The sequence below is a fragment of the Nostoc sp. JL23 genome, assembly GCF_017115065.1.
In the GTDB taxonomy this organism is placed as follows: domain Bacteria; phylum Cyanobacteriota; class Cyanobacteriia; order Cyanobacteriales; family Nostocaceae; genus Nostoc; species Nostoc punctiforme_A.
This window is the reverse complement of sequence record NZ_JABXKN010000022.1, coordinates 97054-116414: the sequence shown is the minus strand read 5'-3', so window position 1 is coordinate 116414 and position 19361 is coordinate 97054. Positions and strand designations below refer to the sequence as shown.

11 protein-coding genes and 1 tRNA gene are annotated in these 19361 nt (G+C 43.4%); 3 read left to right on the top strand and 9 right to left on the bottom strand.

Annotated features, from left to right (window positions below; translation table 11 throughout):
- Nucleotides 1-140: 140 nt before the first annotated feature.
- Nucleotides 141-746 (bottom strand): transcriptional repressor LexA, encoded by a 606-nt coding sequence (gene lexA / locus HWQ42_RS03460; RefSeq protein WP_163929533.1) that lies wholly within the window; start codon nucleotides 744-746, stop codon nucleotides 141-143.
- A gap of 210 nt (nucleotides 747-956) precedes the next feature.
- The gene (gene argF, locus HWQ42_RS03455; protein WP_292809299.1) at nucleotides 957-1877 is read right to left on the bottom strand and encodes an ornithine carbamoyltransferase; all 921 of its coding nucleotides are present in this window, start codon (nucleotides 1875-1877) and stop codon (nucleotides 957-959) included.
- Between the two features lie 375 nt (nucleotides 1878-2252).
- Between argF and HWQ42_RS03450 the strand changes: the two genes are divergently transcribed.
- Nucleotides 2253-2324: transfer RNA gene (locus tag HWQ42_RS03450), tRNA-Thr, on the top strand.
- Between the two features lie 72 nt (nucleotides 2325-2396).
- Here the strand turns inward: HWQ42_RS03450 and HWQ42_RS03445 are convergent.
- The 4 genes from HWQ42_RS03445 to HWQ42_RS03430 all read right to left on the bottom strand — a co-directional run bounded on the left by HWQ42_RS03445 (nucleotide 2397) and on the right by HWQ42_RS03430 (nucleotide 8319).
- Complete coding sequence (locus HWQ42_RS03445) at nucleotides 2397-3401, bottom strand: transaldolase (protein ID WP_292809297.1); 1005 nt, start codon at nucleotides 3399-3401, stop codon at nucleotides 2397-2399.
- A gap of 149 nt (nucleotides 3402-3550) precedes the next feature.
- Nucleotides 3551-4981 carry a pyruvate kinase gene (gene pyk, locus HWQ42_RS03440; RefSeq protein ID WP_334811997.1) on the bottom strand — a complete coding sequence of 477 codons (1431 nt, stop codon included), beginning with the start codon at nucleotides 4979-4981 and terminating at the stop codon, nucleotides 3551-3553.
- A gap of 249 nt (nucleotides 4982-5230) precedes the next feature.
- Entirely contained in the window at nucleotides 5231-6274 is a 1044-nt protein-coding gene (gene gap, locus HWQ42_RS03435; RefSeq protein WP_292734434.1) for a type I glyceraldehyde-3-phosphate dehydrogenase, read from the bottom strand.
- 206 nt (nucleotides 6275-6480) lie between these two features.
- On the bottom strand, nucleotides 6481-8319 hold the full coding sequence (locus HWQ42_RS03430) for a VWA domain-containing protein (RefSeq protein WP_292809293.1): 1839 nt from the start codon (nucleotides 8317-8319) through the stop codon (nucleotides 6481-6483).
- Nucleotides 8320-8578: 259 nt separating this feature from the next.
- On the opposite strand from HWQ42_RS03430, the gene HWQ42_RS03425 reads away from it, so the two are divergent.
- The gene (locus HWQ42_RS03425; protein WP_292809291.1) at nucleotides 8579-8938 is read left to right on the top strand and encodes a Rieske (2Fe-2S) protein; all 360 of its coding nucleotides are present in this window, start codon (nucleotides 8579-8581) and stop codon (nucleotides 8936-8938) included.
- Nucleotides 8939-9097: 159 nt separating this feature from the next.
- Here HWQ42_RS03425 and HWQ42_RS03420 read toward each other — a convergent pair whose 3' ends face one another.
- Entirely contained in the window at nucleotides 9098-9622 is a 525-nt protein-coding gene (locus tag HWQ42_RS03420) for an Hsp20/alpha crystallin family protein (protein WP_292809289.1), read from the bottom strand.
- A gap of 828 nt (nucleotides 9623-10450) precedes the next feature.
- Between HWQ42_RS03420 and HWQ42_RS03415 the strand changes: the two genes are divergently transcribed.
- Nucleotides 10451-16156, top strand: coding sequence for a PAS domain S-box protein (locus HWQ42_RS03415; RefSeq protein WP_292809287.1), 5706 nt, complete (start codon nucleotides 10451-10453; stop codon nucleotides 16154-16156).
- 136 nt (nucleotides 16157-16292) lie between these two features.
- On the opposite strand, the gene HWQ42_RS03410 is transcribed toward HWQ42_RS03415, so the two are convergent.
- On the bottom strand, nucleotides 16293-17939 hold the full coding sequence (locus HWQ42_RS03410) for an AarF/ABC1/UbiB kinase family protein (protein WP_292734423.1): 1647 nt from the start codon (nucleotides 17937-17939) through the stop codon (nucleotides 16293-16295).
- A 330-nt stretch (nucleotides 17940-18269) separates the two neighbouring features.
- The gene (locus HWQ42_RS03405; protein WP_292809285.1) at nucleotides 18270-19334 is read right to left on the bottom strand and encodes a mannose-1-phosphate guanylyltransferase; all 1065 of its coding nucleotides are present in this window, start codon (nucleotides 19332-19334) and stop codon (nucleotides 18270-18272) included.
- Nucleotides 19335-19361 lie beyond the last annotated feature (27 nt).

Genomic DNA, 19361 nt, shown 5'->3' with positions numbered 1-19361 from the left:
ATTGGGCATTGGGCATTGGGCATTGGGCATTGGGCATTGGGCATTGGGCATTGGGTGTTGGGTATTGGGCATTGGAGTCCTGAGTGAGGAGTTCAGAGTTATTCTCCCCATGCCCCATGCCCTATGCCCCATTCCCCAATTCAGTTGTAACCGCGCCAAACACCAATGAGAGAACCTTGCACCTGTACTTGCATAGCACTGACTTCAATGGGATTGTACTTAGGATTTGCTGGTTTGAGAGTAACGCGATCGCCTTGGCGATAAAAACGTTTTAATGTTGTACCAAATCCATCAACTCTGGCGGCGACGATAGTACCATTTTTTAAATGATTTGGTTCTGCTACTGGACGCAGAAATACCACATCGCCATCAGTGATTAAATCTTCAATCATGCTATCGCCAGCCACCCGCAAAGCATAGGTTTGGGGAGGTAAATCGAAATTAGAAAAGTCTAAATGATCTACAGCATCAGTAAACGGTTCTATTAAACCACCAGCAGCGATCGTGCCCAAAATTGGTACACCTTGCTTAACAGGACGCAAAATCCGAATCGTTCGCGCTTGTCCTTCAGTCCATTCTATATATCCCTTAGTCCGTAAATGTTCTAAACGGCTTTGAATTGGTGCTGGTGACTTCAGGTTCATCGCTTGCATCATTTGCCTAATTGAAGGCGAATGCTGGTGCGATCTGATGTATTCTGCCAACCATTCGTAAAGTTCTTGTTGAGCTTCCGTTAGACGTTCCATAAATTTGCAGGAAGTAATTATAAATGTCTCTAGAACATTAGTACTACAAAAAACTCCCCATAACAAGAGAAAAGTAAAAATATGAAAGGCAAAAGCAAAATTATTTTCTTCTCTTTTGCCTTTTGACAAATAAGAATATAACAGGGTACAGGTTGCAGGTTAGAGGTTACAAGGAAGAAAACTACACCCTATCCCCTGTGCCCTATTCCCTTACTTTGCCCCTAAAATACTTGCAAGCAAAGCTTTTTGAGCGTGCAGGCGATTTTCTGCCTGTTCCCAAACTCGTGATTGGGAACCTTCAATAACAGCCTCGGTAATTTCTTCACCGCGATGGGCTGGTAAGCAGTGTAAAACAATTGCCTCTGGATCAGCAAGGCTCAATAGCTGCTCTGAAATTTGGTAAGGCTGGAAAATTGGCATCCGGTTGTCTGCTTCTGCTTCTTGCCCCATACTCGCCCAAACATCAGTGTAAAGTACAGCAGAACCCTTTGCGGCTAATTCTGGATCGTGAGTCAGGAGGACTTCAGTTTTGTTGTTAGCGATCGCTCTTGCTTGCTCTACAATCTGAGAATCTGGCTCATATCCACTAGGAGTAGCAATTCGAACATTCATCCCCACTAAAGCACAGCCCAACATCAAAGAATTAGCTACATTATTCCCATCACCCACGTAGGTTAAAGTTAACCCAGCAAGAGTGCCAAAGCTTTCTTGAATCGTCAATAAATCAGCTAATACCTGACAAGGATGTTCTGCATCAGTAAGTGCGTTAATCACTGGAATCTTGGCATATTCCGCAAAAGTTTCTAAATCCTGCTGGGCAAAAGTGCGAATTGCCAAAATATCCAGATATCGATCTAACACCCGCGCTGTATCCTGCAAAGGTTCCCCGCGACTAACTTGAGTAACATTAGGATTGAGATCAATTACCTGTCCACCCAGTTGGTACATCGCCACTGTAAAACTTACCCGTGTACGAGTTGAAGCTTTGGAGAACAACAACCCCAAAACTTTATTACACTGCAACTTCAACTGCTGTGATTTAAGTTGAGTTGCCAATTGCAGAAGTTCTTGAAGTTCCGTAGAACTAATGTCCGCTAGACTTAATAAATCTCGTCCGAGCAATGCTGCCATGCTTGTAATCTGTAAAAAATAATTATATATTTCTGTTCCTTTATTCAGCCGTGCCAAGAAAATATAGTTTTAAAACTGACCAGATATTTTTGGGTTCAGCCCAGGATTTGAGTTAGCTTTTGCGATGAATATTAATTTATCAACTTTATCAGTGATTCAGAATCCCTGATTGTTTCTGGTTCATCACAATGGAAACGCCAGAACAACCATCTAGGCGTACAAAAGCAGCGATATCGCGAAAATTTCTGGTCTTTTAGCCTAATTTCTGATGAAGTAGATATTTTTTAGAATTAACAGCTAGACAAATAAATGGATTATGGTACAATGATGAATCGTGGTTGCTAATTAAGAGTAATCGTCGTAATCGTCAAACTTGCCAGCATAGCACAGTGGTAGTGCATCCGACTTGTAATCGGAAGGTCGCGAGTTCAAATCCCGCTGCTGGCTTTTATTAAAATGCGTTACGGCTCAAGCCGTAACGCATACTACCTACTTTAGATGTTTTTTAATTGGAAGTCCCTAATGGGTTGCCACTACCTCTCCTTCCAGGCGAACGAGTCGGTCTGCCAAAAGTTTTTCAAGGTCTTCTAGTGCCTTGGTGAAACCTTTAATACCTTCGTCTAGTTTGTCAGTTGCCATACGGTCAGCAGCGTGCATCTTGTCATAGCTAGCTTTGTCAATAGATATCTTTTCGATTTCCAAGCTTGCTGCCTTCGCAGGGTCAAGTTTGCGTGGCAGTTCTCCAACGGTTGCTTGCAATTCAGCCAAAAGCGACGGCGAAATAGTCAGCAAGTCACTACCTGCAAGTTCAGTAATTTCACCAAGGTTACGGAAACTAGCTCCCATAACTTCGGTTTTGTAGCCAAATTTCTTGTAGTAGTTGTAGATTTTGGTGACGGACAAAACTCCTGGATCTTCGGTTGCTGGGTAGCTATCGCGTCCGGTATCTTTTTTGTACCAGTCGAGAATCCGACCGACGAAGGGAGAAATTAGAGTAATGCCGGCTTCTGCACAGGCGATCGCTTGGTGAAGACCAAACAATAAAGTAAGGTTACAGTGAATACCTTCTTTTTCGAGAATTTCCGCAGCGCGAATGCCTTCCCAGGTGCTGGCAATTTTAATTAAAACGCGATCGCGACCAACTCCAGCAGCTTTATACTGAGCAATTAAGTCCCGTGCTTTAGTCAGGGTAGCTTCGGTATCGTAGGACAAGCGAGCATCCACTTCCGTAGACACGCGACCGGGAATGATTTGCAAAATCTTTAATCCAAAGGCAACTGCCAAACGGTCGAAAGCCAGAGAAACTATCTGTGCTTGGTTGGCTCCGGCTCCAGCATCTTTCTTCGCTTGCAGTAAAGTTTGATCGACAATTCCCTGATATTCTGGCATTTGTGCCGCAGCAGTAATCAGTGAAGGATTGGTGGTAGCGTCTTGGGGTTTAAACTTTTCAATTGCCTGGATATCCCCTGTATCTGCGACTACAACAGTCACTTGTCGCAATTGTTCTAGTAAATTCTTAGACATAAAATACTCCGTGATGAATGTTACAGGATTTACTTATTCCCCAGTTCTTTACACTCTTTACTCTTCCTTCAATTCTGATTCTGGCAATTTTTCTTAATGATTGCCCAATTTTGCTTACTATCTTGAGCCACAGCCTTATTCTAAGTGCCTTATGCCGAAATTGGCTGTCCAATGGAATGCACTTTGATTAAACTAGTTGTGCCCGATTTACCAATTGGAACACCAGAGGTAATTACTACCTTATCGCCCTTGTTTGCTAGACCCATGTCTACAACTGTGTTCACTACATTGGTAAACATCTCTTCAGCATTGTGGACTGGTGGGATCAACAAAGCTTCCACACCCCAAGAAAGTGCTAGCTGGCGGTAAGCGGTAATGTCGGAGGTTAGGGCAATAATGGGAGAAGTCGGCCGATATTTAGACACCATTCTCGCCGTACTTCCTGATGAAGTGTTACAAAGAATTGCCCGTGAGCCAGTTTCATAAGCGATGCGACAGACGGATTCTGCCACAGATTCGGTAACGCTGAGACTGCCTGCTTCATGACACCAAGCGTGTTTGCTACCCTCATCTAAAGCTTGTTCTGTCCGCACGGCGATGTTGTGCATCATCTGGACGGCGGCGACGGGATATTGTCCGACAGCTGTTTCACCAGAAAGCATTACTGCGTCTGTTCCATCCAAGATAGAGTTAGCAACATCGGTTGCTTCGGCGCGGGTGGGATCGGGGGCGCTAATCATCGACTCTAGCATTTGGGTGGCTGTAATCACCGGCTTACCAGCACGATTGCAACGGCGAATAATATCTTTTTGAATTAGGGGTACTTCGTGAATTGGCACTTCCACCCCTAAATCGCCACGGGCAATCATAATCGCGTCGGCAACTTTCAGAATGGAGTCAAAGTTTTCTACTGCCTCCGATCTTTCGATTTTGGCAATTAAGCGGATCGAAGCGCCAGCGGCTTCAATCATTCGTCTGGCGGGTTCTAAGTCTTGTGGCGATCGCACGAAGGACACCGCCACCCAATCTACACCCAACTGAATCCCAAAACGCAAATCCAGCAAGTCTTTTTCGGTGATCGAACTTACAGGTAAAGGAGTTTGGGGCAGGTTCACTCCCTTGTGCGTAGAAATTAACCCGCCAATTTTCACTTGGGCGCGAATGCGATCGGCATCGCGATCGGTAACTATCAATTTGACGCGACCATCATTAATTAAAATTGGTTCGCCTGGTCGCACCATTGCGAACAAAGTCGGCAATGGTAGGGGTAGTTCGTCAATACTCCCACCCTTTTCTTGCAAAACAAAAGTAACTTCAGTACCAGCTTCTAAATTTAACCCTTCCGGTGGTAAAGTTCCCAAGCGAATTTTGGGGCCACACAGGTCTTGCATAATGGCGATCGGCTTTTGCAGCTCAGTACTAATCTGCCTGAGATAGTGAGCCGTTTGGGCGTGGAATTCATAAGCTCCGTGGGAAAAATTCAGCCGTGCCACATTCATTCCAGCTTTTACCAAGGCTTGCAGCTTTTCAGGTGCAGATGTAGCCGGGCCAACAGTACAAATGATTTTGGTTCGACGCATAGGGATTGGGGGTTGAGGAGTAACCTGCAAATTTGGATGCTTGGAGCGTAGGCGTAGCCCGTCGTAGACATCGCACAAAACATCCAAATTCACACGTGCTTCATATCACTGGTTTGCTAAATAAAAATACTAGATTCCGTTTTATTTTCGGAGTATTTACCATTTGACCCAAATCCCAAAAGTCCCTAGTCAAGAGTCAGCAGTCAAAAGCTAATGACCAATGACTAATGACTAATGACTAATGACTAATCAAACCACAGCCGCTGTCGGGGCGAGTTTTTCCTTCTGTGACATAGACAACATCAGGTCAATCACGCGATTTGAGTAGCCCCACTCGTTGTCATACCAGGCAATTACCTTGAAGAAGTTTGAATTCAACTCAATCCCAGCACCTGCATCGAAGATGCTGGAATGAGTATCACCTTGAAAATCTGTGGAAACTACTTCTTCGTCTGTGTAACCCAAGATACCCTTTAGTGAACCTGCGGCAGCCTCCTTCATCGCAGCACAGATTTCCTTATAACTGGTGGCTTTGGCTGTTTTGAAAGTTAAATCAACTACAGAGACATCGGGAGTTGGAACTCGTAATGCCATCCCAGTTAACCTGCCCTTCAATTCTGGTAAAACCAGTGCTACGGCTTTCGCTGCGCCTGTGGAGGAGGGAATAATATTTTGGGATGCACCTCGACCACCCCGCCAGTCTTTTTTGCTGGGGCCGTCTACAGTTGGCTGAGTCGCAGTCATAGCATGGACTGTGGTCATCAACCCTTCAGTCAACCCGAAATTATCATTAATCACCTTAGCTATGGGAGCTAGACAGTTTGTAGTGCAGCTAGCATTGGAGACAATGATATCCTTGGCGGGGTCAAATAGGTGATGATTGACACCTATTAACAGAGTAGTAACTCTATCTGGATCTTTAGTGGGAGCGGAAATTACCACTCGCTTTGCACCTGCCTTTAAGTGGTTTGCAGCTCCTTCGTAGTCAGTGAAGAGTCCGGTAGCTTCTACGACATAATCTGCACCTAATTTTCCCCAAGGTAACTCTGCTGGATTCCTCACTGACACACAAGGAATGAAATGTCCGTCAATGAGAATACCGTCTTCCTTGGCTTCAACCTTCTGTTTTAATTTACCGTGGGTTGAGTCGTACTTTAATAGGTAAGCGAGGTTATCTGGTGGTACTAGGTCGTTAATGCCCACAAACTCAATGTTGGGGTTATCGATGCCAGCACGAAGCACAAGTCGCCCGATTCGACCGAAGCCATTGATACCAACTTTCAATTTAGTCAAGATTAAACCTCCCGTTGTGGAAGTTGAACAAAAGGAGAAAGTTAAAAGTCAAAATAGATTGCCTTTTACTCTTTACTCTTTGATCCTGACAGTCTCAGTCGGCTAAGGCATATTTACTTGGCATATTTTAAGGATTGGGCATTGGGCATAAGGCATTAATTATTCTCCTCTGCTCCCCTGCTCCCCTGCCTCCCCTGCTCTCCAATTCAAGTGGGTTGGACAAATCGCTTAATTTCACCACAGGCAATGTAAGACTTGCCATCTGGCGCGGTTTTGACTTCATCAACGACGTAAAGCATTCCTTCTTCGCGAACCGATCGCGGAAAACGCATGTTCCAATCTGGTTCATATCCGTCGGAAACCACCCTAGCGCGTAGCTTGCTGCCATCTTTGACACACTGAACTAAAATGCTGTCCCCTACACTGTCAGTTGTAGGAAGATCGGCAGCACTGGCAGGGCCTTTGGAAGCTTTACCTGTGTTAGTTGGATACGATTGTCTAGGGGCAACAAAGATATCTGTTTCACCGGGTTTAGCAAAACGGGTAATCTTACCACGTACCCGATAGAAAGTGCGATCGCTTGAGAGTTCCAACCCTTCAACGACATAGCGTGCCCCCTCGGCACGAATGGCGCGGGGAAACTGGATGTTCTTGGTTGAATCATAGCCTTCGGACATGACCTTGATCCGCAGTTTACCCCCTTCACGAACGCAGTGCAATTCAACGCCTGAACCGACTTCATTCACAATGGGCATGGCGTAAACTTCATCGCCAGCAGTGACACCACGACCCACCAAATCGCTGCGATTGCGCGTCATCGTCTGGTAAGTCTGATCCCGCATCTCTTTCCGTCCGGCATTGCCTAGAGCTTTTTGAGCGATTCGACTGGCGAAATATTCAAGCTGATCGATTTCTTCAGCAATTTCAAAATTCTCGTTCAAGCCTTTATCCCGCAAATCTTTCACAAGCGCCTGCAGGATTTGTTCAGCTTCCTGATGCTTGCCATGCTCAGCGAGATTAAGCCCAGTCTCTTTGGCCTTAGCGATGGTAAGGCGACTCAGTTCCAGAATGATATGGCTCGTAGCAGCAAAAGCTGCTTCCTCAACAGTGCCAACTTTGGCGACGACATCAACTGTACCTGACACGCTTTGAATGCGGTCATCTTGCACAACATCGGCGCTGTAATGCAGCTTCATCACAGGTAAATCGCCAACTTGAGCGCTTGATATCCCCAGACTCAAACCGAGAAGTTTGTCTTCACCCTCGTAAAGCTCTCCCAAAGTGATGACAGCTTTACCAGCGTCATTCTGGCTAACTTTAGCCAGACTTAAGGTATCAACCAGGCTGACACCATCTGCTAATTCAAGCGTCACCTTGAGGTTCTGTCCCACTACTGCTCTGAGACTGTCTAGCTCAATACTAAACACTTCAGTTGCTTCGTCGATGCTCTGAATGAAGTAGAAGTTGCCTGTAGCGGCCCTTGCCATACCAATCAGCAGGTCTTCATTAAAACCTTGAGCAAAGCCTAACGTAGTTGTAATAATGCCTTCCTCAGCTTTTTGCCCTGCTGTCGCTGTCAGTATTTTGGGGTCTTGAATGCCCATATTGGCGTGACCATCGGTAAGCAGGAGAACACGGTTGATTTTTTGCGGGTCGAGTCGCGTTTTCACGTGTTCGCAGCCTTTGAGCCATCCCCCCGATAAGTTGGTAATACCGCCGGCTCTCACCTTGCGGATGGAATTTTTCAGTGTAGATTTGTTAGTCACAGCTTGGGGTGGCACAACACTATCCACTTCATCGTCGTAAACAACTACTGAGAGAATGTCATCAGGCTCAAGTCGATCTACCACAGACTCAGCGGCTTTGAGCGCGTGATGCAAGGGAGCGCCTGCCATAGAGCCGGAACGGTCAATTACAAGCGAAAGGTTAAGGTTACGTCGAGGAGATTTAGCTATGTCAGGACGAAAACGTAGCAGAATATCAGTCTTTAATGAAGATCCTGCGGCGAGGATAGATTGCTCAAATTCGTAACTTGTCTTAATCATTTTTTATATCTCTTAGAATTGTCTGTTATCAGCTACAAGCCTTGTGAAACATAGACAGTAAATGCTTTATTTAGTGTACCCAGAAATAAGTTTATTCAGTATATAAATGCTGTTTAATGTAAAATTTTATAGTTTTATTATCTTGCCAGCGTAGACAAAGCCCGTCGTAGACATTCTCGACTCTCCGGTACTCAAAGGCGATCGCACTGGTCACTATTGCGGGAAACTGAAAGCAGATATATTAGGAGAGGAGAACCTAATGAGTTGGACTAAAGTTCTTGCCGTCGATGCACTTTCCCCAGGTGCGCGAGAAGTGGTGAAAGTTGGCAACCGGAAAATTTTGCTTTTGAATCACGAAAGTCAGTTTTATGCTGTAGATAACACTTGTCCTCACCTAAAATTACCTTTGAAAAGTGGGAAAATAAATGAGAATGGCGCAATTGTTTGTTCCTTCCATCACAGTGCTTTTGACCTGCGGACTGGTGAGGTAAAAGATTGGTGTTCTTGGCCACCTGGTGTAGGTAAGGTACTCTCGTTAGTTTCACAACCAAAGGCACTGCCAGTGTTTCCGATTCGTGTGGAAGAAGGCAGTATCTGGGTTGATGTCCAAGAGGAATAAACTCTCACCCTAAATTTACTGAAATAGGGTTGAGAAAAAAACCAATAAAAACCCCAGCTAAACTCATTAGCTGGGGTTTCTATCAAGATTTACCTATTTTAAAGATATAGGAATTATGGAATGAGAAAATAGAACGTCTTCTCAAGTAGTTTGAACACTTTACTGTGATGTAATGTTGGATTGTGTGTTGCCATTGCCAGCTTCTATAGAAGCTGTAGCACTTTGAGATTGGCCTAAATTGACTTTGAATACCTTACTCTGCTCTTGCTCCAGTTTGGGTAAAGTCAAAATTAAAATCCCATCTTTTAGGTCTGCCTTAATTTGTTGATTCTGAACTTTGGTTGGCAGAGGAATTACTCTAGCGAACTTGCCATACCGGAATTCAGAATGCACTTTATCCTTAGATTGGGAATGTTTTTCGTAACGATGCTCACCAGCAATCGAAACTGCATCTTGAGTAACTTGAACATCCAAGTCTTTACCTTCCACGCCTGGAATCTCAACTCTTAATAGCAACTCTGAACCATTATCATGTAATTCAACCGCAGGTACCCACGCTGTTCTCGGTGATGCAGAAATATCTGAGTTACCACGCTCGGCTACTGTCAGATCAGAGAATAGTTGATCCATTTGACGACGCAGAATCTCCATTTCACGGAATGGTTCCCAACGAATGAGTGCCATATTTCAATCTCTCCTTAACTTTCTAATTCAATTTTGGGTAATCAATCAAAGTTTTAGAGGTGTTTTTGAGAGAGGAGCTTTATTTGCTTTGTTTCTTCTCTCTAGTAAGTAATTTAATAAAAGAAGAATCTAAAAACAGTTGGGTAAACCGTACAGACATAGGTTGGATTTACCGTATCAAACAAAACAATCATCAAAAGCTTGAGAATAGTTAATGTCAAAGGAAGTAGGCAATCATAAATTAAACTAGATTATGTAATCTAAATTTAATTAAATTCGCTTGTAGTCAGAAGCTCTAGCCCGATCTCAGGGTTAGATTGACAAAGACGCTGGACGTAGCTTGCCGTATGAAGACTTGCTAACGCTTTTGGCGTCTCCCCAATGCGAAGGACTACGGTGTGGACACAAGTAGAAAAAAGGTCGATTTCCCATTGTTCTCAGATTTATCTCGTTCCCATACAGAGCATGGCAATGGCTGATTAGCGGCTGCTGCCTCCAGTCAGACATTGAGTCAGAGACTCAATGAATGCATTCCCAGTCGGAGACTGGGAACGAGTCAAGCCTCATCAACCTAGATTTTTAGGACTTGTATGTACACCGTAGCTTTGGCTGTTTGGGATTCTTCCGATTTAATTAAGTAATGAAGCAGACATAATATAAGCAGTTATCCTGCTTTATATGCAACTTTTCTATACACCCGGCGCTGAAGTATAGTTGTAAGCGATGATGATTTTATTTACAATCTGGTGATAGAGTTTTGCTTTCTGATTTCATGTTCAGTTTTATTGAAAAAATTATTCCTGATTGAAAATTAACTTAGTAACTGATATGGATGCTCAAAAAATAAAAATTTTATTAGTTGATGACAACTTAGAGAATTTACATTTTTTATCAGACATCCTTCAACAGCAAGGTTATGAAGTACAAAATGTCATTTCTGGACAATTGGCAATCAAGACGGCACTTGCTTCTCCTCCAGATTTGCTTTTGTTAAATGTTATTATTATAGAGAGGGATGGTTATGAAGTATGGCAATATTTAAAAGCTAACGATCAAACTCAAGAAATCCCGATAATTCTTTTCGGAATTTTCGATGATTTTTTTGAAAAAATAAACATCTTAAACTTAGGTGATATTGACTATATTACTCAACCATTCAAAACTAAAGAAGTTTTATTACGCATCCAAAATCAACTCACTCTCCAAAGACTGAAAAAACAGTTAAAAGAAAAAAATAACCAACTGCAACAGGAGATTCAAGAGCGTCAACGGATTACAGTTGAGTTAAATATTCGCAACCGACAAATAGAAGATATTTTTACAGAAATTCCCTTTAGCATTAGCAAAGCCTTTTGTAGAGAAGTTTATCAAAGCGAACGCCTTGTAGTCGAAGCCGCCCTCAAGAAGAGTGAAAGTCAGTATCGCCTCCTAGTGGAGACATCCCAGGACATGATCTGGTCGGTGGACATTGATGGAATAATTACTTTTGTCAATCCAGCAGTCAAACAGATTTATGGCTACGAACCCCAAGAAATGATCGGGCGTGCCTTAATTGATTTCATCTCACCTACACAAGTTGCTCAAGATAAAGTAGCCTTTGAGCGTGTTCTTCAGGGAAAGTCTATCTTCCAGCATGAAACTACCTGTGTGGCTAAAGATGGTACCTTACTTTATCTAATGTTGAATGCGATCGCATTACGCAACGAAGAGGGTCAGGTTATAGGTATGACAGGCACTGGTAGTAATATTACGCAGCGCCGAGGCGTAGAAAAATTACTCCAAGAAAGCGCGATTAAGCTCCGCAATCATAATCTAGTGCTAACACAATTGGCACAAAATCAGACGCTTTATCAGGGTGATTTGAAAGCAGCCTTGAGTAAAATCACAGAAACAGCGGTCAAGAATATTGGCATGGAACGAGCTGGTGTCTGGCTGTATGACGAAACAGGCATGAAAATCCAGTGTTTTGATCTATTTGAGGGCAGTAGCAATCAACATAGCGAAGGACTTTTCTTGTCAGCGGTAGACTATCCAATTTATTTTGCAGCTTTGCAGCAAGAACAACCAATCGCCGCAGATGATGCTCATACCGATCCCAGAACTAAAGAATTTTCTGTGTCTTATTTAAGATTAAATATTACCTCCATACTCGATACACCCATTAGGCTGGAGGGAAAGACCGTAGGAGTTTTATGCCTGGAGGCGGTGGGAGTTACGCATCATTGGACGCTAGAAGACCAAAATTTCGCTCGCTCTCTGGGCAATTTAGTATCTTTGGTATTGGAGGCAAAAGAACGCCAACGCGCAGAAGCAGCGCGACGGGCTTCTGAAGAAAAGTTAGCGTCAGCTTTTCGGTCATCTCCTGACCCAATTGCATTAATTACTGTTCCCAACAAACGCTACATCGAAGTAAACGACAGCTTTTGTCGGTTTTTTGGTTATTCTCGTTCTCAGGTAATCGATCGCACCGATGAAGAATTGCATATTTGGGTGAATCCAGAAGAATATAATTTTCTCATCAACATCCTGCAACAAGCAAAAGCCATCCGCAACTATGAGATTGATGTCTGCACTTCAACAGGAGAAATCAGGACAACACTGTTGAGTGCAGAAATGATCGAGATTGATGGGCAATGGTATGTACTGGGAACCGCAAAAGATATTACTGAACGCAAGCAGGCAGAAAATGAAAGCCGTTTGTTACTGTTGACAACCCAAGCTATCACTCGCGCCAGTGATGTCAACAACGCCTTAGCAGTGATCTTGCGTTTAATTTGTCACACCATTGGCTGGGATTTTGGTGAAGCCTGGATACCTAATGAAGATGGGACTGTTTTAGAACACAGACTGGGCTGGTACGGAGAGGAGAGCAGCTTAGAAGAATTCTGCCAGCAAAGCCAAACGGTGAAATTTTCTCTGGGAGTGGGATTGCCAGGAAGAGTTTGGAAAAACCAAGAACCAGAATGGATAGAAGATGTCTCTAAAGTTACACAACCAGTTTTCTTGCAATCGCTACAAGCAGCCAAGGTAGGATTCAAAGCTGGTTTTGGTGTTCCCATACTCGCTGGCAACCAAGTATTAGCTGTTTTAGTGTTTTTTAAACGTAGCTCAGTATTAGTAGATCGGCGTTTGCTCTTGCTAGTCAGTGCTGTTGCGGCTCAATTGGGTGGGTTGATTGAGCGCAAAACCCTAGAACAAGAACTAGCACTCAGAGAAGCTCGTCTCAATGCCTTCTTTAGCAGCGCTCCCGTCGGCATGAATATTGTAGATAACCAGCTGCGATTTGTGCAAATTAACCAACTGTTGGCGGAGATTAATGGACTACCCCAGCAAGATCATATTGGCAAGACCATCCATGAAGTCTTACCCCACATCGCCCCTTTAGTAGAACCAATTTATCAGCAAGTTCTGTTAACTGGTCAACCCATTCTCAATCAAGAATTAAGCAGCACATCAATCAAACAACCAGATATTATCCGCCACTTCTTAGCTTCTTATTTTCCGATTGTAGGTGAAGGCGATCGCCCCTCTGGTGTTGGCACAGTTTTAGTAGAAATTAGCGAACTACATGCAGCGCTACGCGAACGCAAACACGTCGAACAAGAACTGCGTTTAGCCAACGAACGCCTACAATATCTGCTCACATCTAGCCCTGTAGTTATTTATAGCAGCAAAATATCAGAGGATTTTAGCATTACTTTTATCAGTGAAAACGTTAAAGAAATGGTGGGCTACGAAGCGCGGGAATTTATCGATAACTCCAGTTTTTGGCTTTATCACGTCCATCCACAAGATATTGAACTGATCTCGGAAAAATTTTCTCACCTTATTAAGCAGGAGTACATTTCTTACAAATACCGTTGGTTACACGCTGACGGAACTTATCACTGGTTCTACGAAGAGATGAGGTTAATTCGTGACGAAGCGAATTCCCCGATCGAATGGGTTGGTTATTGGGCAGATATTAACGATCGCAAATTGGCAGAACTAGCTTTGCAGTCAGGCCAGCAACGATATCAACTTCTCGCAGAAGCCTCACCAGCTTGTATATTTCATACTGATGTAGATGGCAATGTTTTATATTTTAATCAACGCTGGAGTGAAATTACTGGATATAGTTTAGAAAATTCTCTGGGAACAGGTTGGGCAAATGCCGTACATCCAGACGACCGCGAGCAGCTATTGTTGGCATGGAATCAAGCAACAGTAGCGAAGTCAACCTATAAGTACGAACATCGTTTCTTGCATGATGATAATACAGTTGTCTGGGTAATTTGTCATGCTTTGCCAGAATTTAGAGATGATGGAGAAATTAAAGGTTACATCGGTACAATTACAGATATTACCGAGAGAAAATTGGCAGAAGAAGCCTTGCGTGAGAGTGCAGAGCGAGAAAGAGCGATCGCGCAAGTGATTCAAAGAATGCGCCAAACACTAGATTTAGAGACGATATTTGCGGCTACAACCGAAGAATTACGCCAAGTACTCAACTGCGATCGGGTTGTTGTCTATCGTTTCAATCCCGACTGGAATGGGGAATTTGTTTCTGAATCAGTGGGTAACGATTGGATTTCTCTCATAGAAGAACACAACAACAATCCTTATCTCACAGAGGGGGTATTACAAGATGGGCGTTGTCTAGCGAAAATTTTGGATAGCGCCGATAACCAGGTGGAATATCTCGATCTGCAAGCAACCCCAGGTGCAAGTTTTCTCTGTGTCCCAGACATTTACAATGCTGAGTTTCATCCTGCTTATATCAATCTCTTAGAGCGCTTTCAAGCTAAAGCCTACATTATTGTTCCGATTTTACATGGTAGTCAGCTTTGGGGATTGCTGGCGAGTTATCAAAATTCCGATCCCCGCCAATGGAAACCAGGAGAAATCAACATCGTAGTTCAAATTGGCAATCAGTTGGGTGTTGCTTTACAGCAGGCACAATTGCTAGCGCAAACTCAAAGGCAGTCACAAGCATTGCAAGAAGCTGTAATAATTGCTGATGCTGCTAACCGTGCCAAAAGCGAATTCCTCGCTAACATGAGTCACGAACTGCGTACCCCACTCAACGCCATCCTTGGTTTTACCCAAGTCATGAGCCACGATCATGATTTATCAACTGAACATCAGCAAAATCTCGCAATTATCAATCGTGCTGGCGAACATCTCCTGAATTTAATCAACGACATTTTGGAAATGTCTAAAATCGAAGCCGGCAGAATAACCTTAAATCTCAATAGTTTTGACTTAATTCGCCTCTTAGAAAACCTCGAAGAGATGTTGCGCTTCCGCGCCACCTCCAAAGGATTGGAATTGGTCTTTGAATATACATCTCACCTTCCCCAATACATCCAAGTTGACGAAAGTAAACTGCGTCAAGTCTTGCTTAACCTCCTGGGAAATGCCATCAAATTTACCGATACTGGCAGGGTGACGCTGCGAGTGGGGATGGGGGAGCAGGGGGGCAGAGGAGCAGGGGAGCAGGGGAGCAGAGGAGCAGAGGAGCAGGGGAGAATAATTAATGCCCAATGCCCAATGCCCAATGCCCAATCCCTAACCTTCGAGGTACAAGACACTGGTCGCGGTATTGCCCCACAAGAAATTGACTTGCTCTTTGAAGCTTTTGGGCAAACTGAAACCGGAAGAAAATCGCAACAGGGAACAGGATTAGGTTTAGCAATTAGCCGCAAGTACGTGCAACTAATGGGAGGTGATATTAGCGTTACCAGTATTATTGGCCAGGGAAGTAAATTTACTTTTGATATTCAAATTGGTCTAGCCACAGTCAGCGAAATCCAGAGCCAACAAATTAGACCCCAAGTTATTAGTTTAGCGCCCACTCAAAGCGAATACCGTATTTTAGTAGTTGATGACTCTACAGATAGCCGTTTAGTGTTAATGAAAATTCTCACATCCATCGGTTTTGTAGTCCAGGAAGCAATAAATGGCATTGAAGCGATCGCACTTTGGCAGACATGGCAACCACATCTGATCTTAATGGATATGCGGATGCCAATCATGGACGGCTATGAAGCCACAAAAGTTATTAAAACTAGAGAAGAAACCTCAATCCAAAATACCGAATCCCAAATCCCCAATTGGAAGACCATTATTATTGCCTTAACTGCTAATGCTTTTGAGGAACAACGAGAAGCAATAATCAAAGCGGGTTGCGATGATTATATTAACAAGCCTTTCCGTGAGGAGGAATTACTAGAAAAGTTGAGCGAATATTTGGGAGTTCAATATATTTATCAAGAAGAAAGCTATCAGTTAACAAACCTAAAGCAACAAAGACCAAAATCAATGTTGACGATCGCGGATTTAGTGAATCTATTATCTGAAATGTCGCCTGAATGGGTGAAACAGGTCTATACTGCCGCAGCCCAATGTAGTGATGACCTGATTTTAGAATTGATTGAGCAAATCCCTTCAGAAAATGCTGTACTGCAAAATTTTATCAAGAATTTAGCTCATGATTTTCAGTTTGAGAAAATCATGGAATTGACGAGTATTGCAGGAGTCTTATCCAGTTAATCAAAATTGATGGTTAAGCAAGTTCGTAGTAAGGACTTTAGTCCTTAATTTTCTCAGCACTAAAGTTCTTACTACAAACTTCCATTTTAAATTTTAGATTTTTCTTTCAATTCAAAGTCCAAAATTCAAAATGATTTTACCGTAAACGTCCCGATCGCAATGTACTGATAATTAACCACAAACCCAATAAACTAGCGACTGCAAAGAGGCTGGTGCTTAAAAAAGATAGCTGAGTTGTCTGCGCTCTGGTGGAAATAATTGCCGCACCCATAATCAGCGAACCCACTAATATACTAAAAGATAGTCGGTTAGCGGCATCATCCATAGTGCGCCGCACACCATCTAACCCCCGCAGCGATAAATTCCACTGTAAAGTTTCTGAGGTAACTCGGTCTAATAATAGTTCAATTTGGCGAGGAGATTGGAGAGACAGACTTTTAATATCTAAGGCTGTCCGTAATAGCGATCGCACTGGATTATCGCCTAGTAATTGCCGACGAAACAAGTCTGTAATTAATGGCTTAACTTCATCAAAAAAATTAAGCTCTGGGTTGAATGTCCGCGCTACACCCTCTAAATTCGCTAGGGTTTTAGCATACAAACCCATATTACTAGGCAGCCTAATTTTATTGTTGCGGGCAACTTGTAAAACTTCATAAATTATCTGACTGAAGTTTATTTGTGTGAGGCTGACATTGTGATACTTTCGCAACATGCGATCGTAATCATTTTCTAACCGTGATAAAATAACTGGTTGAGCAGAATCTGATAGCTGCAAAGTTAACTGAGCGCACCTTTGAGCATCTAAATCAACGATCGCTAACAACATCTCTGTTAATATCTGCTGTGTCCGGGGATCGAGTCTTCCCACCATGCCACAATCTAAGAGAGCCACACGACCATCTTTGAGATAAAACAAGTTTCCTGGATGGGGATCGGCGTGGAAAAAGCCATCAATATATAGTTGCTGGAAAAATACCCGAAACAACAAAGTAGTTATTTCTTTACGCTTTTCAGCAGGGTCTTTAATGTTAGGGTCATTATCCAAATCTGCCGCCAGGAACGGCACTCCATCGAGCCATTCCATTACCAGTAATTTCTCTGTGGTCAACTCCCAGTTAATTTCCGCAACTACTATTTGTGTGGGATCGTACCAGCGACTCTTGGATAAGTTGCGCCGCAGCTGGTCTGTAAAACCCGCTTCCCGTGTAAAATCTAACTCGGCTTCTAAGGCTTTAGTAAATTCTTCGGCGGTAGATTTGATTTCGTAGGTTTGCCCAAACTCAGTCCGCGCTACTAAATCGGCAATACCTTGAATTAAAGCAATATCTTGAGCAATAGTAATATCAATTCCCGGACGTTGCACTTTTAGAGCGACTTCTCGACCGTCTGCTAGTGTAGCCCGATGCGTCTGAGCAATTGATCCGGCTGCTACGGGGATCGGGTTAACTGTGCTAAAGGTTTCTGCTAATGGACGTTTTAATTCTTTGCGAAGAATTATTTCTATCTCTGACCAAGGAACTGGCGGTACTTCATCTTGTAGAGTTGACAATTCCTCAATGTAGGAGGCGCTCAGTAAGTCGGGACGGGTTGAGAGTAGCTGGCCAAGTTTGACGTAAACTGGCCCCAAGTCTACCAAAATATTTTTTAAAACCGCAGGTGTCGGCAGTTGGGGTTCATCAGCTTTGCCACCAGTAAGCAACCTTCGCATATAGTCCCAGCCATTGCGAAGGAAGACTTCCAGGATTTCTCGTTGACGGGGAACAGTTTGGGTGAGGAACATTTTTGTAAAAAACTGCAAAGAGGCAGAGGAGTTAAAGAGGTAGGTAGCAGGGGATGACAATACAACGGAAATCGGCTCTAGTTTTGATGCTGGTTAAAGTTTTGCTAGCTCGTCACTAGAACAGGAATCCCCACCGTGTAATAAGCGATGGGAACAAGAAAATCCTTTGGACGGAGAAATATATTTTTGATAGGCAGTAATAGAATCGATTGCTATTGTCTTGGCCAGAGGTTCAAAGCTAATAATGTCCATAACTGTCAGATAAAATAACAGACTGTCAAGTTATAATGGGAAAATAGACTTTTTCGCCTCTGCCAAGGGTTCTAACTTTTATAGCAGGTCAGTAAATCGGGAATCACTTTGGAGAATTTTAAGGATCTGCTTGATTTCCTGGGTACGTTCTTTTTTGACAACGAGGGTGATATTGCGATCGCGCACAATCACCACATCCTCTAAACCAATAGTAACAACTACATCTTCTGGATTTGAGGCGTAAATAATCGCCCCTTGCGTATCTAAACCTACGTGAGTAGCGAGTTCTACATTGGGAGTATCTTCCGTTTTCAGTAAACGTTCGATCGCATTCCAATCTCCTAAATCATCCCAACCAAAATCAACTGGCAAAACGTATGCTAGAGTTGTCTTTTCCATTAACGCATAGTCTATACTCTTCTTAGGCAACTGGGGATAGATATCAGGGCCATGTTGTTCTAAAGGTTCGATAATTTCTGGAGCATGGGTATGTAGTTCCTTGAGAACAACCCCTGCCCGAAAAACGAACATTCCACTATTCCAGCTAAAACGTCCCGTAGATAAAAAAGTCTCTGCCGTTTCTCGGTCGGGCTTTTCAGTAAAGCGGTTCACGTGATAAGCTGGCAACTCATTAAAGCTACCTATTTTTTCACCTTGTTCAATGTAGCCGTAACCGGTTGATGGAAAAGTAGGCTTGATCCCCAGTGTAACGATCGCTGCTGTGCTTGTTGCCAGTTGCGTAGCTGCATTTAATGTGTGTGCAAACGCCTCTTGGTTAGCAATCCAGTGGTCAGCAGGGAAAAAGCCAATCACAGCGTCTTCACCATAGCGCCGTTTGATTTCTAAACTTGTCCAAGCAACGGCTGCGGCAGTGTCTCTTCCTTCCGACTCAATCAGTAAGTTTTCAACTGGTAGATCGGGTAGTTGTTGTCTTACGCCTTCAGCTATCTGACTAGAAGTAATGACCCACAAGGAATCCCACCCGCCACCGAGTTCAATCAATCGATCGGCGGTTGCTTGTAATAGACTTCTAGAGCTACCATCAAGACTTAAAAATTGCTTGGGTCGGTCTTTGCGGCTTAGGGGCCAAAAACGTTCACCTTTACCACCAGCTAGGATTACGGGGAACAATAAAGTATTCATGTTGTCATACACGCCTACCGAAGAACA

Coding starts and splice junctions, on each gene's coding strand:
- HWQ42_RS03420 (WP_292809289.1), bottom strand. CDS start 9,622: ATGGCACTCATTCGTTGGGAACCATTCCGTGAAATGGAGATTCTGCGT.
- HWQ42_RS03405 (WP_292809285.1), bottom strand. CDS start 19,334: ATGAATACTTTATTGTTCCCCGTAATCCTAGCTGGTGGTAAAGGTGAA.
- HWQ42_RS03430 (WP_292809293.1), bottom strand. CDS start 8,319: ATGATTAAGACAAGTTACGAATTTGAGCAATCTATCCTCGCCGCAGGA.
- HWQ42_RS03415 (WP_292809287.1), top strand. CDS start 10,451: ATGGATGCTCAAAAAATAAAAATTTTATTAGTTGATGACAACTTAGAG.
- argF (WP_292809299.1), bottom strand. CDS start 1,877: ATGGCAGCATTGCTCGGACGAGATTTATTAAGTCTAGCGGACATTAGT.
- HWQ42_RS03445 (WP_292809297.1), bottom strand. CDS start 3,401: ATGTCTAAGAATTTACTAGAACAATTGCGACAAGTGACTGTTGTAGTC.
- pyk (WP_334811997.1), bottom strand. CDS start 4,981: ATGCGTCGAACCAAAATCATTTGTACTGTTGGCCCGGCTACATCTGCA.
- HWQ42_RS03410 (WP_292734423.1), bottom strand. CDS start 17,939: ATGTTCCTCACCCAAACTGTTCCCCGTCAACGAGAAATCCTGGAAGTC.
- HWQ42_RS03425 (WP_292809291.1), top strand. CDS start 8,579: ATGAGTTGGACTAAAGTTCTTGCCGTCGATGCACTTTCCCCAGGTGCG.
- lexA (WP_163929533.1), bottom strand. CDS start 746: ATGGAACGTCTAACGGAAGCTCAACAAGAACTTTACGAATGGTTGGCA.